General features: G+C 69.1%; 13 protein-coding genes and 2 pseudogenes. 5 read left to right on the top strand and 10 right to left on the bottom strand.

Features of this window, described 5'->3' with window-relative positions; genetic code table 11:
* Positions 1 to 101: 101 nt before the first annotated feature.
* Positions 102 to 1,040 carry a 16S rRNA (cytidine(1402)-2'-O)-methyltransferase gene (gene rsmI / locus MRB47_RS02640; RefSeq protein ID WP_252101824.1) on the bottom strand — a complete coding sequence of 313 codons (939 nt, stop codon included), beginning with the start codon at positions 1,038 to 1,040 and terminating at the stop codon, positions 102 to 104.
* On the opposite strand from rsmI, the gene MRB47_RS02645 reads away from it, so the two are divergent.
* Genes MRB47_RS02645 through MRB47_RS02655 form a run of 3 tightly spaced genes read left to right on the top strand, consistent with a single transcriptional unit; the run spans position 1,040 to position 2,761 of the window.
* Entirely contained in the window at positions 1,040 to 1,438 is a 399-nt protein-coding gene (locus tag MRB47_RS02645; protein WP_252101825.1) for a YraN family protein, read from the top strand. The two genes, rsmI and MRB47_RS02645, sit on opposite strands and share 1 nt — an antisense overlap.
* A gap of 58 nt (positions 1,439 to 1,496) precedes the next feature.
* The gene (locus tag MRB47_RS02650; RefSeq protein WP_011803876.1) at positions 1,497 to 2,090 is read left to right on the top strand and encodes an SIS domain-containing protein; all 594 of its coding nucleotides are present in this window, start codon (positions 1,497 to 1,499) and stop codon (positions 2,088 to 2,090) included.
* A complete protein-coding gene (locus MRB47_RS02655; RefSeq protein ID WP_252101826.1) occupies positions 2,087 to 2,761 on the top strand; it encodes a BON domain-containing protein in 675 nt (224 codons plus the stop codon). Before MRB47_RS02650 ends, MRB47_RS02655 begins: the two co-directional genes overlap by 4 nt.
* Positions 2,762 to 2,858: 97 nt before the next feature.
* Here the strand turns inward: MRB47_RS02655 and MRB47_RS02660 are convergent, their stop codons facing one another.
* The 4 genes from MRB47_RS02660 to MRB47_RS02675 form a co-directional block, all read right to left on the bottom strand.
* Complete coding sequence (locus MRB47_RS02660) at positions 2,859 to 3,785, bottom strand: NAD(P)-dependent oxidoreductase (protein ID WP_252101827.1); 927 nt, start codon at positions 3,783 to 3,785, stop codon at positions 2,859 to 2,861.
* Between the two features lie 64 nt (positions 3,786 to 3,849).
* On the bottom strand, positions 3,850 to 4,986 hold the full coding sequence (locus tag MRB47_RS02665) for a PilT/PilU family type 4a pilus ATPase (RefSeq protein ID WP_252101828.1): 1,137 nt from the start codon (positions 4,984 to 4,986) through the stop codon (positions 3,850 to 3,852).
* Positions 4,987 to 5,032: 46 nt separating this feature from the next.
* A complete protein-coding gene (locus MRB47_RS02670; RefSeq protein ID WP_047350275.1) occupies positions 5,033 to 5,662 on the bottom strand; it encodes a Crp/Fnr family transcriptional regulator in 630 nt (209 codons plus the stop codon).
* A gap of 76 nt (positions 5,663 to 5,738) precedes the next feature.
* Complete coding sequence (locus MRB47_RS02675) at positions 5,739 to 6,782, bottom strand: type IV pilus twitching motility protein PilT (protein WP_011803881.1); 1,044 nt, start codon at positions 6,780 to 6,782, stop codon at positions 5,739 to 5,741.
* Positions 6,783 to 6,821: 39 nt separating this feature from the next.
* On the opposite strand from MRB47_RS02675, the gene MRB47_RS02680 reads away from it, so the two are divergent.
* Positions 6,822 to 7,538: a YggS family pyridoxal phosphate-dependent enzyme gene (locus MRB47_RS02680; RefSeq protein WP_252101829.1), complete on the top strand. Its 717-nt coding sequence runs from the start codon at positions 6,822 to 6,824 to the stop codon at positions 7,536 to 7,538.
* Positions 7,539 to 7,576: 38 nt separating this feature from the next.
* A pseudogene (locus tag MRB47_RS02685) lies at positions 7,577 to 8,572 on the top strand (aminotransferase class V-fold PLP-dependent enzyme); the annotation flags it as partial.
* On the opposite strand, the pseudogene MRB47_RS02690 reads toward MRB47_RS02685, so the two are convergent.
* From MRB47_RS02690 to MRB47_RS02710, 5 genes and pseudogenes are all read right to left on the bottom strand, one after another.
* Positions 8,568 to 9,140: pseudogene (locus tag MRB47_RS02690) on the bottom strand (type IV pili methyl-accepting chemotaxis transducer N-terminal domain-containing protein); the annotation flags it as partial. The pseudogenes MRB47_RS02685 and MRB47_RS02690 sit on opposite strands and share 5 nt — an antisense overlap.
* A gap of 32 nt (positions 9,141 to 9,172) precedes the next feature.
* Positions 9,173 to 10,558 (bottom strand): FAD-binding oxidoreductase, encoded by a 1,386-nt coding sequence (locus MRB47_RS02695; protein ID WP_252101831.1) that lies wholly within the window; start codon positions 10,556 to 10,558, stop codon positions 9,173 to 9,175.
* Positions 10,559 to 11,266 carry an ABC transporter ATP-binding protein gene (locus MRB47_RS02700; protein ID WP_235103467.1) on the bottom strand — a complete coding sequence of 236 codons (708 nt, stop codon included), beginning with the start codon at positions 11,264 to 11,266 and terminating at the stop codon, positions 10,559 to 10,561.
* On the bottom strand, positions 11,253 to 11,999 hold the full coding sequence (locus MRB47_RS02705; protein WP_252101832.1) for an ABC transporter ATP-binding protein: 747 nt from the start codon (positions 11,997 to 11,999) through the stop codon (positions 11,253 to 11,255). Before MRB47_RS02705 ends, MRB47_RS02700 begins: the two co-directional genes overlap by 14 nt.
* A complete protein-coding gene (locus tag MRB47_RS02710; RefSeq protein ID WP_252101833.1) occupies positions 11,996 to 12,922 on the bottom strand; it encodes a branched-chain amino acid ABC transporter permease in 927 nt (308 codons plus the stop codon). The genes MRB47_RS02705 and MRB47_RS02710 overlap by 4 nt, the downstream gene beginning before the upstream one ends.
* Positions 12,923 to 12,932: the final 10 nt, after the last annotated feature.

Consider the following 12,932-nt stretch of genomic DNA (forward strand, 5'->3'; position numbering starts at 1 on the left):
TGAAGGGCGTGCCCGCGCCGACCATGCAGCGGCGCCGTGCCCTTGGCGCATGCCGGTCGGATGGGGCGCTGGCGCTGCTGGCACCGGGGCGCCGACGCGATTCAGCCGTGTTCGCCCGCGGCCTCTGCGTCCCGCTTGATCTGCAGCGCGCGCTCGTACAGCGTGTTGCGCGAGGCGTGCGCGATGTCGGCCGCCAGTTTCACCGCGGTCTTGGTCGGCAGCTCGTCCAGCAGCAGGCGCAGCACGCGCTCGGCCTCCGCGCCGTCGCCCTGCGTGGCCGCCAGCGGGTGCAGCAGCACCACGAACTCGCCCTTGACCCGCTGGGGAGCGCCGGCCAGCCAGGCGGCCAGCTCCCGCGCGGGATGCGTGGAGACTTCCTCGAACTGTTTGGTGAGTTCGCGCGCGAGCGTCACCGGCCGCTCGCCCAGGTCCGCCAGCGTGTCGGCCAGCGCAGCGATGCGGTGCGGCGCCTCCAGCAGTACCACGCAGCGCGGCTCGGCCGCCAGGCGCTGCACCGCGGCCGTGCGTTCGGCGCCCTTGGGCGGCAAAAAGCCCGCGAACAGGAAGCCGCCGCTGTCGGCGGTGGGGGCCACCGCGCCCGCGACGCTCAGCGCGCTCGTCACGCTGCTGGCGCCCGGCAAGGGAATGCAGCGCAGCCCCGCGGCCTGCACGGCCGCCACCAGGCGCGCGCCGGGATCACTCACCCCGGGCGTGCCGGCGTCGCTCACGTATGCCACGCGCTGGCCGGCCTGCAGTTGCTGCACCACCATCTGCGCGGCCTGCGCCTCGTTGTGCTGGTGCAGCGCCAGCAGGCGGTCGGAGGGCTTGTCGATGCCGTAGGCGCGCAGCAGCGACTGGGTGTGGCGCGTGTCCTCGCACGCCAGCGTGTCGGCCAGTTGCAGCACGTGCAGCGCACGCAGTGTGATGTCGGCCAGGTTGCCGATGGGCGTGGCGACCACGTACAGGGCGCCGTGCGGATAATGCTGCGCGGCCGCCGCATCGCGCGCGGCGCTCAAGGCAGAGGCAAAAGAGGCGCTCAATGGGATTCCTCGGCAAGAAGGTGAATGGCAGTGCGCCCGCGCGCACCACGCGCGCCGCGGGACAGGCGGCGGAAGACCGCGCGCTGGCCCATCTCACGGCGGCGGGCCTGGCGCTGGTGGAGCGCAATTATCGGACGCCGGGGCGCGGCGGCGGAGAGATCGACCTGATCCTGCGCGAGCGCGACGGCACGCTGGTGTTCGTGGAGGTGCGCAGCCGCTGCGCCAGCGGCTACGGCGGCGCAGGCGGCAGCATCGGCGTGGCCAAGCAGCGGCGCATCGTCTTTGCTGCGCAGCACTACCTGCTGCGCTGGCCCGCACCGCCGCCGTGCCGCTTCGATGCGGTGCTCATCGAGGGCGACCGGCTGCAGTGGCTGCGCGGCGCATTCGACGCCGCGTAGCGCGCGGCCTACCGTTTGCTACAGGCGCCGCGATACCCGCAGGTATCATTCACGGCCCATGCTTGAGCAACGCATCCAACAGCATTTCATCGACAGCGCCGACCTGAAATACCAGTCGGCCCAGGCGCTCAGCCATCCCATCAGCGCAGCCGTGCAGGCCATCTGGGCCTGCGTGACCAACGGCGCCAAGGTGCTGGCCTGCGGTAGCGGCCCTTCGTCCGCGCAGGCCCTGCAGTTCGCGGCCTTTTGCGTGGCCGGTTTCGAGCGCGACCGGCCGGAACTGGCGGCGCTGGCCCTGCTGCCCGATGCCCTGGCCACCGGCACCAGCGCCGTAGCGGACAGCGCCGTGCTGGCGCGCCAGGTGCGCGCCCTGGGGCAGGCAGGAGATCTGCTGCTGGTCATCACCATCGGCGGCAACGAGCCAGCCCTGCTGCAGGCCGTGCAGGCCGCCCATGAGCGGGATATGACCGTGGTCGCCCTGTGTGGCCGCGATGGCGGGGCGTTGGGCGCGTTGCTGCACGAGACCGATGTCCAGATCTGCGTGCCGCACGACCGAGCCGCCCGTGTGCGCGAGGTGCATGCGCTGGTGCTGCACTGCCTGTGCGACGGCGTGGACGCCCAGTTACTTGGAGAACAGGAGATTCCTCTATGACATTTCCCCTGCTGCGAATTTCTAGCGCCGCGCTCGCGGCCGCGGCCCTGGCCGGCAGCCTCGCCGGCTGCGCGCCGCTGGTCATCGGCGGCGGTGCCGTGGTCGGCACCCTGATGGCGACCGACCGGCGCACCACCGGCACCCAGGTGGAGGACGAAGGCATCGAGATGCGCACCGCCAGCCGCATCCGTGAGACCCTGGGCGACCGCGTGCACGTGAACGTGACCAGCTACAACCGCCAGGTGCTGCTGACGGGCGAAGTGCCCACGGCCGCCGACGGCCAGAAGGTGGAGCAGATCGCGCAAGGCGTGGACAACGTGCGCTCGGTGGTCAACGACCTGGGCGTGATGCCCGCGTCCTCGCTGACGCAGCGCTCGCGCGACGCCTTCATTTCGACCAAGGTACGCGCGAGCCTCGTGGACGCCAAGGACCTGTCTGCCAATGCGTTCAAGGTCGTCACCGAGCGCGAAGTGGTGTACCTGATGGGCCGTGTCACGCAGCGCGAAGCCAAGCGCTCCGCGGAGATCGCGCGCGGCGTGGATGGCGTACGCAAGGTCGTGCGCGTGTTCGAGGTGATCTCCGAAGAGGAGCTGATCCGCGGTGGCGCGGCCCAGCAGCCCGCGCCCGTCTCGCAGGACCCCGCCGCGGCGGCGCAGCCAGTCAAGCCCTGAGCACGGGCTGCTCGCGCCGACCAAGTCGGCACCATCCGCGCCTTGTGACAGGTGATTGAACCACTGCCCGCCCTGCGCGGGCAGTGCGTCTGGGACCTCAGTCTTTTTTGGGCGCCAGGCGGGTGATCAGGCTGGACGTGTCCCAGCGGTTGCCGCCGGCGCGCTGCACGTCGGCATAGAACTGGTCCACCAGCGCCGTGACCGGCAGACGCGCACCGTTGCGCTTGGCTTCGTCGAGCACCAGCCCCAGGTCCTTGCGCATCCAGTCCACGGCAAAGCCGAAGTCAAAACGGCCCTCCACCATGGTCTTGCCGCGGTTGTCCATCTGCCAGCTCTGGGCAGCGCCCTTGCCGATCACGTCGAGCACCAGCGGCATGTCCAGGCCCGCGTGCTGGCCGAAGGCGATCGCCTCGGACAGACCTTGCACCAGGCCGGCAATGCAGATCTGGTTGACCATCTTGGCCAGTTGGCCGGCGCCGCTGTCGCCAATGCGGGTGAACGCGCGCGAGAAGGCCATCGCCGTGGGGCGTACGGCATCGAAAGCTGCAGCGTCGCCGCCGCACATCACGGTCAGTTGCCCGTTTTGCGCGCCGGCCTGCCCGCCGGAGACCGGCGCGTCGATGAACTGCAGGCCCAGCGTGCGGGCGGCGCCATAGAGTTCGCGCGCCACCGCCGCGGATGCCGTGGTGTGGTCCACGAAGACCGCACCCTGCTGCATGCCGGCGAACGCGCCATCGGCCCCGAGCACCACGGAGCGCAGGTCGTCGTCATTGCCCACGCAGCAAAACACGATGTCCGCGCCTTGTGCGGCCTCGCGCGGCGTCTTGGCATGTTTTACGGTTGCAACGCCCTTGAATTCAGCGCACCATGCTTCTGATTTCGTAGCGGTACGGTTGTACACCGTCACGGTATGGCCCGCCGATGCCAAGTGCCCCGCCATCGGGTAGCCCATGACGCCCAAGCCCAGGAAGGCCACACGGCGTGCGGGGACCGGATCGTAGGTGCGGGGATTGATGCTGCTCATGGGTTGGGCTCCGTCAAAAAGAGAGGCCCGCAGGGGCGGGCCGGGTGGGGCGAGTGTGTGGGTATCAGACGATGGCGAAATGCTCGGTGCCCGAGGCCAGGTCCGTCGTCTTGGCACGCTGGCTGCTGAGCTTGATCTGCAGGCGCAGGTCGTTCACCGAGTCGGCGTTGCGCAGGGCATCCTCATAGCTGATCACGTTGGCCTCGAACAGGTCGAACAGTGCCTGGTCGAAGGTCTGCATGCCCAGGTTGCGGCTTTTCTTCATGATTTCCTTGATCTCGGCCACCTCGCCCTTGAAGATGAGGTCGGCGATCAGCGGCGTGTTCAGCATCACCTCGACGGCGGCCGCGCGCCCCTTGCCGTCCTGCTTGGGAATCAGGCGCTGCGAGATCAGTGCCTTGAGGTTCAGCGACAGATCCATCAGCAGCTGGGCGCGCCGCTCCTCGGGGAAGAAGTTGATGATCCGGTCCAGTGCCTGGTTGGCGCTGTTGGCGTGCAGCGTGGCCAGGCACAGGTGGCCGGTTTCGGCAAACGCCACGGCGTGCTCCATGGTCTCGCGGTCGCGGATTTCGCCCATCAGGATCACGTCCGGCGCCTGGCGCAGCGTGTTCTTGAGGGCCGCCTCCCAGCTGTCGGTGTCCAGGCCCACCTCGCGCTGCGTGATCACGCAGTTTTTGTGCGGATGCACGAATTCCACCGGGTCTTCCACCGTGACGATGTGGCCGAAGGAGTTCTCGTTGCGCCAGTCCAGCATGGCGGCCAGCGTGGTGGACTTGCCCGAGCCCGTCGCGCCGACCAGGATGCACAGTCCGCGCTTGGTCATGGTGACTTCCTTGAGCACCTGCGGAACGCCCAGGCCGTCGATGGTGGGCAGCGTGAGCGGAATCGTCCGCAGCACCATGCCCACGCGGCCCTGCTGTATGAAGGCGTTCACGCGGAACCGGCCCACGCCCGCAGGCGAGATGGCAAAGTTGCACTCCTTGGTGCGCTCGAAGTCGGCCACCTGCTTGTCGCTCATGATGGCGCGCGCCAGCGTGAGCGTGTGGTTGGGTGTCAGAGGCTGGGGAGAGACCTTGGTGACCTTGCCGTCGACCTTGATCGCCGGCGGAAACTCCGCCGTGATGAAAAGGTCGCTCCCCCCGCGGCTGACCATCAGCTTGAGCAGATCGTTGATGAATTTACTCGCCTGATCCCGTTCCATCCCATACCCCCTTGGTCGTCAGCCTTGTGTTGTTGTGCCGGGCTGTTCAGCGTTGATTTTCACTCAGACGCGCGCTCACCACGCGCAGGCGCTGCGACAGCTTGCGCGCCAGCAGGGCCACCAGGCTGGCGGCCAGTTGCGGGTCGTGGGCCATCATCTCATCCAGCGCCTCGGCGCTGAGCACCGCGATCTCGCATTCCGTGAGCGTGGTGCACGCCGAAAAACGGATGCCGCTGTCCAGCAGCGACATCTCGCCCAGGATATCGCCGGGCCGCGTCTCGGCCAGGCGCAGTTGCTCTCCCCAGGGCTGGACACGGTCCACGGCGATGGTGCCCGTGAGCAGCACGACCATGAAGTTGCCGTATTCGTCCTGGCGGATCAGGTCGCGGTTGGGCGCAACGGAGGCGAACTCGAAGAAGCGCTCCATGCGTTCCACGGCGTCGTGGTCCAGGTGCGCCATGTACTTGTCCTTGCTCCACAGCGACTGCAGCAGCCTGCCGCCACGGCTTTGGGGCAGGCGCTTGGCATCGACTTCGACGGCGCGCGCCTCCCAGGGGACCAGTTGTGATTGCTCCACGCCCTGGCCGGCAAATGCGGTGGTGAAGAACACAGAGTCGGTGCTCTCCTCGCCGGACTTGCGGTTTTTGGACTTGAGCAGGCCGAGAATGCCTTTCATGATGGGGCTCCGATGCGGGCTCGTGTACCAACGAGCCTGGTAGTGAAAAAGTGTGCGGGCCCGCCTTGGAGGGGGGTCAGCCGGGGAAGTTCTCGGGAATCTTGGCCTTGCTGCGCGCCTCGGCCGGGCTGATGATGTTGCGGCGCACCAGGTCAGAGAGGTTCTGGTCCAGCGTCTGCATGCCCACGCTGTTGCTGGTCTGGATGGTGGAGTACATCTGTGCCACCTTGGCCTCGCGGATCAGGTTGCGGATGGCGCTTGTGCCCAGCATGATCTCGTGCGCCGCCACGCGGCCAGAACCGTCCTTGGTCTTGCACAGCGTCTGCGAGATCACCGCCTGCAGCGACTCCGACAACATCGCGCGCACCATTTCCTTTTCCTCGGCGGGGAAGACGTCGATGATCCGGTCGATGGTCTTGGCGGCGCTGGACGTGTGCAACGTGCCGAACACCAAGTGGCCCGTTTCCGCGGCGGTCATGGCCAGGCGGATGGTTTCCAGGTCGCGCATTTCGCCCACCAGGATGGCGTCCGGGTCTTCGCGCAGGGCGGACTTCAGCGCGGCCGCGAACGACAGCGTCATCGGGCCGACTTCACGCTGGTTGATCAGGCACTTCTTGGACTCGTGCACGAACTCGATCGGGTCTTCCACCGTGAGGATGTGGCCGTACTCGCTTTCGTTGAGGTAGTTGACCATGGCCGCCAGGGTGGTGGACTTGCCCGAGCCTGTGGGGCCCGTCACCAGCACCAGGCCGCGCGGCTTGAGCGCCAGGTCCGCAAAGATCTTGGGCGCGTTGAGCTGCTCCAGCGTCAGGATCTTGCTCGGAATGGTACGGAACACCGCGGCCGCGCCGCGGTTCTGGTTGAACGCGTTGACGCGAAAGCGCGCCAGGCCGTCGATCTCGAAGGAAAAGTCCACTTCCAGGAACTCTTCGTAGGTCTTGCGCTGGGCGTCGCTCATGATGTCGTACACCATGGCGTGGACGGTCTTGTGGTCCAGTGCATCGACGTTGATGCGGCGTACGTCCCCGTGGACCCGGATCATGGGCGGCAGGCCGGCGGAAAGGTGCAGGTCGGACGCCTTGTTCTTCACGCTGAAGGCGAGCAATTGGGTGATGTCCACGGATTCCCTCTTATCGTTTGATACGCTTGGGCGAACATTATGACGACGATTGCCAGCAACCTCCAGAATGTGCGGGAGCGCATCGCGCGCGCCTGCGCGGCGGCCGGCAGGCCACCCGATGCCGTGGCGCTGCTGGCGGTTTCCAAGACCTTCGGCCCCGAGGTCGTGCGTGACGCGGCATTGGCGGGCCAGCGGCGGTTTGGCGAAAACTACATTCAGGAAGCCGTGGAAAAGATGGCTCTGGTGGCGGCGCTCGGGCTGCCGCAGCCGCTGGAGTGGCACTGCATCGGCCCGGTGCAGAGCAACAAGACCCGCCTGGTGGCCCAGCACTTCGACTGGGTGCACACGGTGGACCGCCCCAAGACGGCGCAGCGTCTGTCCGACCAACGTCCCGACAACCTGCCCGCGCTGCAGGTCTGTATCCAGGTGAACGTGGATGGTGGCGCCACCAAGGCCGGTGTGCCGGCCGAGGAGGCGTTGGCGTTGGCCCAGGCGGTGGCAGCGCTGCCGCGGCTCACGCTGCGCGGCGTCATGAGCATCCCCGACCCGGCGCCCGACGAGGCCGCGCAACTGGCCGTGCTGCTGCGCGTGCGCCAGGTGTTCGACACCCTGCGCGCGCAGGGCGGCCCGGGGTTCGAGGCGGTCGATACCCTGTCGCTGGGCATGACCGGCGACCTGGAGGCCGCGGTGCGCGCCGGCAGCACCATGGTGCGCGTGGGCAGCGGCATCTTCGGTGCGCGCCACTACCCGGCCTGATAAGCTGGCCGTCATCTAGTTTTGACGGAGATTCCCTCATGCCCGGTTTGCTGCCCGATGTCGATCCCGATGGCCTGCTCGAATTCTCGGTGGTCTATACCGACCGTGCGCTCAACCACATGTCGCGCCGCTTCGTGGGCGTGATGCAGGACATCCTGGCGACGCTCAAGGAGGTCTACCGCGCGCACACGGCGGTGCTCGTGCCCGGCAGCGGCACCTTCGGCATGGAGGCCGTGGCACGCCAGTTCGCCAACCGCGAGAAGGTGCTCATCGTGCGCAACGGCTGGTTCAGCTTCCGCTGGAGCCAGATTTTCGACGCCGACACCGGCCTGGGCGGTGGCGCCGTGGTCTGCAAGGCGCGCAAGCAAGGCGACGGCCCACAAGCCCCCTGGGCGCCGTGCCCGGCCGAGGAGGTGGCCGCCGCCATCCGCGCCGAGCGGCCCAAGGTGGTGTTCGCGCCGCACGTGGAAACGGCCAGCGGCATCATCCTCTCTGACGACTACATCCGCACCGTGAGCGCCGCTGCGCACGAGGTGGGCGCGCTGTTCGTGCTCGACTGCATCGCCTCCGGCGCCATGTGGGTGGACATGCAGGCCACCGGCGTGGACGTGCTGATCTCCGCCCCGCAAAAGGGCTGGAGCGGCTCGCCCTGCTGCGCCATGGTGATGCTCAGCGAACGCGCGCGCCAGGCTATCGACGGCACGACGAGCAGCAGCTTCGCGTGCGACCTGAAGAAGTGGATGCAGATCGCCGAAGGCTACGAAAAAGGCCAGCACGCCTACCACACCACCATGCCCACCGACGCACTGGTGCGCCTGCGCGACGTGATGCAGGAAACGCGCGCCTACGGCTTCGAGAAAGTGCGCCAGGAGCAGATTGCGCTGGGCGCCCAGGTGCGCGCGCTGCTCGAATCGCGCGGCTTCCCCAGCGTGGCGGCCGAGGGCTGGAAGGCGCCCGGCGTGGTGGTGAGCTACACCACGGACCCCGGCATCCAGAACGCCAGCAAGTTCGCCGCCGTGGGCCTGCATCCAGCGCCTGCTGCAAGCGCCCCACCGGGTGCAGCACCAGCAGGTAGCTCACCGCCATGAACGTCACGGCGGCGGCAATCGCCAGCGCCACCATGAGCAGCTGAAACAGGTGCAGCACCGCCGTCCAGCGCGCAATCTGCGTCTCGATGGACTCGACGAAGGCGTTGACGTGCAGCACGAAGGCGTCGGCGCGCTCCACGGCCTGCGCGGGCATGGCCTCGTTCCAGTGCGAGCGCAGGATGCGCCACTCGTCGCGCACGCGCTCGAAGCGCTCGCGCGTTTCCTCGGCCCGGGGCACGAACAGCGGGCGCGCCGGGTCGCCGGTGCGCAGCAGCTCCAGGCTGTCGTCGAACTGGCGCTCCAGCGCGGCCACGCGCTCGGGCGACTCGTTCTGCTGCGCGATCACCATGCGCAGCATGTTCATGCGCAGGCGCCCGGCCTCGTTCACGGCGGCGGCGCCGCCTTCGAGCTGCCAGGTCACCCACAGCGTCAGGCCGATCGAGGCCAGCGCGATGAGCAGGAAGCCCACGCCCAGGGCCAGCAGCTTGGTAGAAAGGGAGGGCTTCTTGCGCATGGCGCCAGTGTAGGAGCCGGGGCAAATCCCCTTCAAGAGTCGTGCAGCACCTTGCCTGGGTTGAGCAGTTGCAGCGGATCGAGCGCCTGCTTGAGCGTGCGCATCAGCGCGATCTCGGCCGCGCTGCGCGACAGGTGCAGGTAGGGCTTCTTCTCCAGCCCGATGCCGTGCTCGGCCGAGACCGAGCCCTGCAGCGGCGCCAGCGGGGCGTAGACGATCTGCTCCACCGCTTCGCGGTCGCCGTCCGCGCCGGTGTGGACGACCACGTGCAGGTTGCCGTCGCCCAGGTGGCCGAACACCCAGCAGTGGTGCGCCGGCCAGCGCGCGGCCAGGGCGCCCTGCACCTGGGCCACGTAGCCCTCCATGGCCGCGATGGGCAGCGACACGTCGAAGGTGAAGGGCCAGCCGTGGCGCGCCGTCTGCATCACGTCGTCGCGCAGCGCCCACAGCGCCGCGCATTCGCGCGCCGAGCTAGCGACGGCCGCGTCCACGATCCAGCCCTGCGCCATGGCCGCTTCCAGCGCGGCGACGAAGCGCGGGCCGTCCAGCGCCTGGTCCGCGCCCTGCGACTCGACCAGGGCGTAGAACGGCTGGCCGTGCGCCAGCGGCGGCGCGCTGGCGGCGGGCGGCGTGGTCACGAGTTCGTAAAACGCCCGCCACATCACCTCGAAGGCCGACAGGCCACCGCCCAGCGCGCGGTCCATGTGGCCCAGCAGGGCGGCCACGGCGTCGAAATCGGGCAGCGCCACCAGTGCCACGTTCTGGCTCGCCGGCAGCTCGGCCAGGCGCAGCACCAGCCGCGTGATGACGCCCAGCGTGCCCTCGGAGCCGATGAAGAGCTGCTTGAGGTCGTAGCCCGCGTTGTTCTTGAGCATGCGGTTGAGGGAGGACACCACGGTGCCGTCGGCCAGCACCGCCTCCAGGCCGAGCACGCGCTCGCGCATCATGCCGTGGCGGATGACGCGGTTGCCGCCCGCGTTGGTGGCTGCGTTGCCGCCCAGCGTGGCCGAGCCGCGCGCCCCCAGGTCGAGCGGGAAGGCCAGGCCATGCGGCTGCACCGCCTCCTGCAGCGCCTGCAGCGTGACGCCGGCCTGCGCCACGGCCACGCGCTGGCGCGGGTCGATGGCCTCGATGGCGTTCATGCGCTCGAGCGACAGCACGAGCTGCGCGGGCGTGGCGTCGGCCCCGTGCACCAGGCCCGTGCGCCCGCCATGCGGCACGACGGGGATGCGCTGCGCATGGCACAGCCGTAGCACGGCGGCCACTTCGTCGGTGCTGCGCGGGCGCGCCAGCAGGCGGCACTGCACCGTGTCCTGGCGCATGAAGCCGGCGGGGCGCTGGGCCGCGTCGGCGGCGTCCACGACGCCGGCCTCGCCCAGAAGGTCGCGCAGGTGCGCGCGCAAGGTATCGGTGTCCATTCAGATGCCCAGGTAGATGCGGCGGATGTAATCGTCGCCCGCCAGCTCGGCGCTGCTGCCGTGGCGCGCGATGCGGCCGTTTTCCAGCACGTACACGCGCTGCGCCACGCGCAGCGTGTTCTGCGCGTCCTGCTCGGCCATGAGCACGGCCACGCCCGAGGCGGCGATGGCGCGGATGGCGTCGAAGATCTCGATCTTCAGCCGGTGCGCGATGCCCACCGAGGGCTCGTCGAGCAGCAGCAGGCGCGGGCGCCCCATGAGCGCGCGGCCGATGGCCACGAACTGCTGCTGCCCGCCCGAGAGCGTGGAGACGGTTTGCTCCAGCCGCTCGCGCAGGATGGGGAACAGCGCGAACACCGTCTCCATGGTGGCCTGCACGCCGTCGCGCGAGGGGTTCAGGTACGCGCCCAGCTCCAGGTTCTTGCGCACCGTCAGTTCGGTGAACAGGCGCCGCCCCTCGGGGCAATGGCAGATGCCCAGGCCCACCACCGCGTGCGCGGCGTGGCCGTGCAGCGGCTGGCCGTCCAGGTTGAGCGTGCCGCTGGACGCGAGGCTGCGCGAGATGGCCTTGAGCAGCGTGGTCTTGCCCGCGCCGTTGGGGCCGAGCACGCCCACCAGTTCGCCGGGCTGCACGTGCAGGTCCACGGATTCGAGGGCCAGCGCCTTGCCGTAGGAGGCGGCGAGCCCCTGGATGTCAAGCAGTGGCAAGGTCGGCCTCCGTCTTTCCGATGTACGCCTCTACCACCTTGGGGTGGCGCACGATGTCCTGCGCGTCGCCGATGGCGATGAGCTCGCCAAAGTCGATGGCGACCACGCGCTGCACCAGCTGCATGAATTCGCGCAGCTTGTGTTCGATGATGAGGATGCTCAGGCCCCGCTCGGCGTGCAGGCGGCGGATCAGCGCCGACAGCGGCTCGATCTCGCTCGCGCCCAGCCCGGCGAAGGGCTCGTCGAGCAGCAGCAGCAGCGGGTCGGTGGCCAGCGCGCGCGCGATCTCCAGGCGCCGCTGGTCGCCGTAGGAGAGCAGCTCGGCCGGGGTCTCGGCCTTGTGGGCCAGGCCCACGTCGTCCAGCATGCGCAGCGCGCGCTCGCGCGGCGCCTCGCCGGTGGCGCGGCCGCGCGGCGAGTAGCAGGCCACCATGGCGTTTTCCACCACGCTCATGCCCACGAAGGGGCGGCACAACTGGAAGGTGCGCGCCAGGCCCTGGTTCACCACCTGGGCGGGCGTGCGCCCGGCCAGGTCCTGGCCGTTGAAGACCACGCGCCCCGCGTCGGGCCGGATGAAGCCGGTCAGCAGGTTGAACAGCGTGGTCTTGCCCGCGCCGTTGGGGCCGAGGATGCCGAGGATCTCGCCGCGCGCCACGCAGAACGCCATGTCCTGCACCGCGGTGAGCCCGCCGAAGCGCTTGGTCAGGCCCTGGATGTCGAGCAGCGCGGTCATGGCGTGGCCCCCTTGCCCAGCCTGCGCCACAGCGGCGCGACCAGGCCGCCGCGCAGGAAGAAGATCACCACGATGAGCAGCAGCGCATAGACCAGCAGCCGGTACTCGCCCGCGCTGCGCAGCATCTCGCCCAGCAGCGACAGCACGATGGCGCCGCCCGCCGCGCCATAGACCGAGCCGATGCCGCCCACGTAGACCATGGTGACCACGGCCACCAGCATCAGCACCGAGACGATCTGCGGGCTGACCTGCATCTGGTAGCTGGCGTACAGCGCGCCGCCCAGGCCCGCGAACACCGCGCTGATGACCAGCGCGGCGATCTTGTAGAACGTGACGTTGATGCCCGCGGCCTGGCAGCTCGCCTCGTCGCCACGGATGGCGCGCAGCAGCAGCCCCCAGCGCGAGCGCGACAGGCCGACCAGCACCGCGCCGCTGGCCAGCGCCACGCCCAGCACCAGGTAGTAGTACCGCACCGTGTCCAGCACCAGCGGCGTCAGGCCCTGGATGCCTTCCTCGCCGCCCGTGATGTCCCACAGGATCAGCAGCATGCGCTGCGCGATGGCCGCCGCCGCCAGCGTGGCCAGCGCGAAGTACGGGCCCTTCAGGCGCAGCGTGGGAAAGCCGATGACCAGGCCCAGCAGCGCCGACATGCCCATGGCCACGAAGAGGCCGAGCCAGGGCGAGATGCCGTGGTTGGCGTCGAGGTAGCCGGTGGCGTAGGCGCCGATGCCGATGAACAGCGGGTAGCCGAAGTTCTCGCGCCCGGTCAGGCCCGAGAAGAAGTCCCAGCCCATGGCCCAGATGGCGTAGATCAGGCAGACGGTGAACACGCCCGTCATGTAGGCGCTGCCCAGCCAGGGCACGGCGGCCAGCAGCGCCAGCGCGGCGGCCAGCGCCAGGGATTGTCGAAGGGTGATTTTCATGGGCATGGTC

Origin of the sequence: Diaphorobacter sp. LI3 (genome assembly GCF_022807955.1) — a bacterium.
Classification (GTDB): Bacteria; Pseudomonadota; Gammaproteobacteria; order Burkholderiales; family Burkholderiaceae_C; genus Diaphorobacter; species Diaphorobacter nitroreducens.

Bases quoted from the DNA above. Each gene is read 5' to 3' on its own strand.
- MRB47_RS02710 (WP_252101833.1), bottom strand. From the start codon at position 12,922: ATGAAAATCACCCTTCGACAATCCCTGGCGCTGGCCGCCGCGCTGGCG.
- MRB47_RS02665 (WP_252101828.1), bottom strand. From the start codon at position 4,986: ATGGAACGGGATCAGGCGAGTAAATTCATCAACGATCTGCTCAAGCTG.
- MRB47_RS02655 (WP_252101826.1), top strand. From the start codon at position 2,087: ATGACATTTCCCCTGCTGCGAATTTCTAGCGCCGCGCTCGCGGCCGCG.
- MRB47_RS02650 (WP_011803876.1), top strand. From the start codon at position 1,497: ATGCTTGAGCAACGCATCCAACAGCATTTCATCGACAGCGCCGACCTG.
- MRB47_RS02660 (WP_252101827.1), bottom strand. From the start codon at position 3,785: ATGAGCAGCATCAATCCCCGCACCTACGATCCGGTCCCCGCACGCCGT.
- MRB47_RS02645 (WP_252101825.1), top strand. From the start codon at position 1,040: ATGGGATTCCTCGGCAAGAAGGTGAATGGCAGTGCGCCCGCGCGCACC.
- MRB47_RS02670 (WP_047350275.1), bottom strand. From the start codon at position 5,662: ATGAAAGGCATTCTCGGCCTGCTCAAGTCCAAAAACCGCAAGTCCGGC.
- MRB47_RS02680 (WP_252101829.1), top strand. From the start codon at position 6,822: ATGACGACGATTGCCAGCAACCTCCAGAATGTGCGGGAGCGCATCGCG.
- MRB47_RS02695 (WP_252101831.1), bottom strand. From the start codon at position 10,558: ATGGACACCGATACCTTGCGCGCGCACCTGCGCGACCTTCTGGGCGAG.
- MRB47_RS02705 (WP_252101832.1), bottom strand. From the start codon at position 11,999: ATGACCGCGCTGCTCGACATCCAGGGCCTGACCAAGCGCTTCGGCGGG.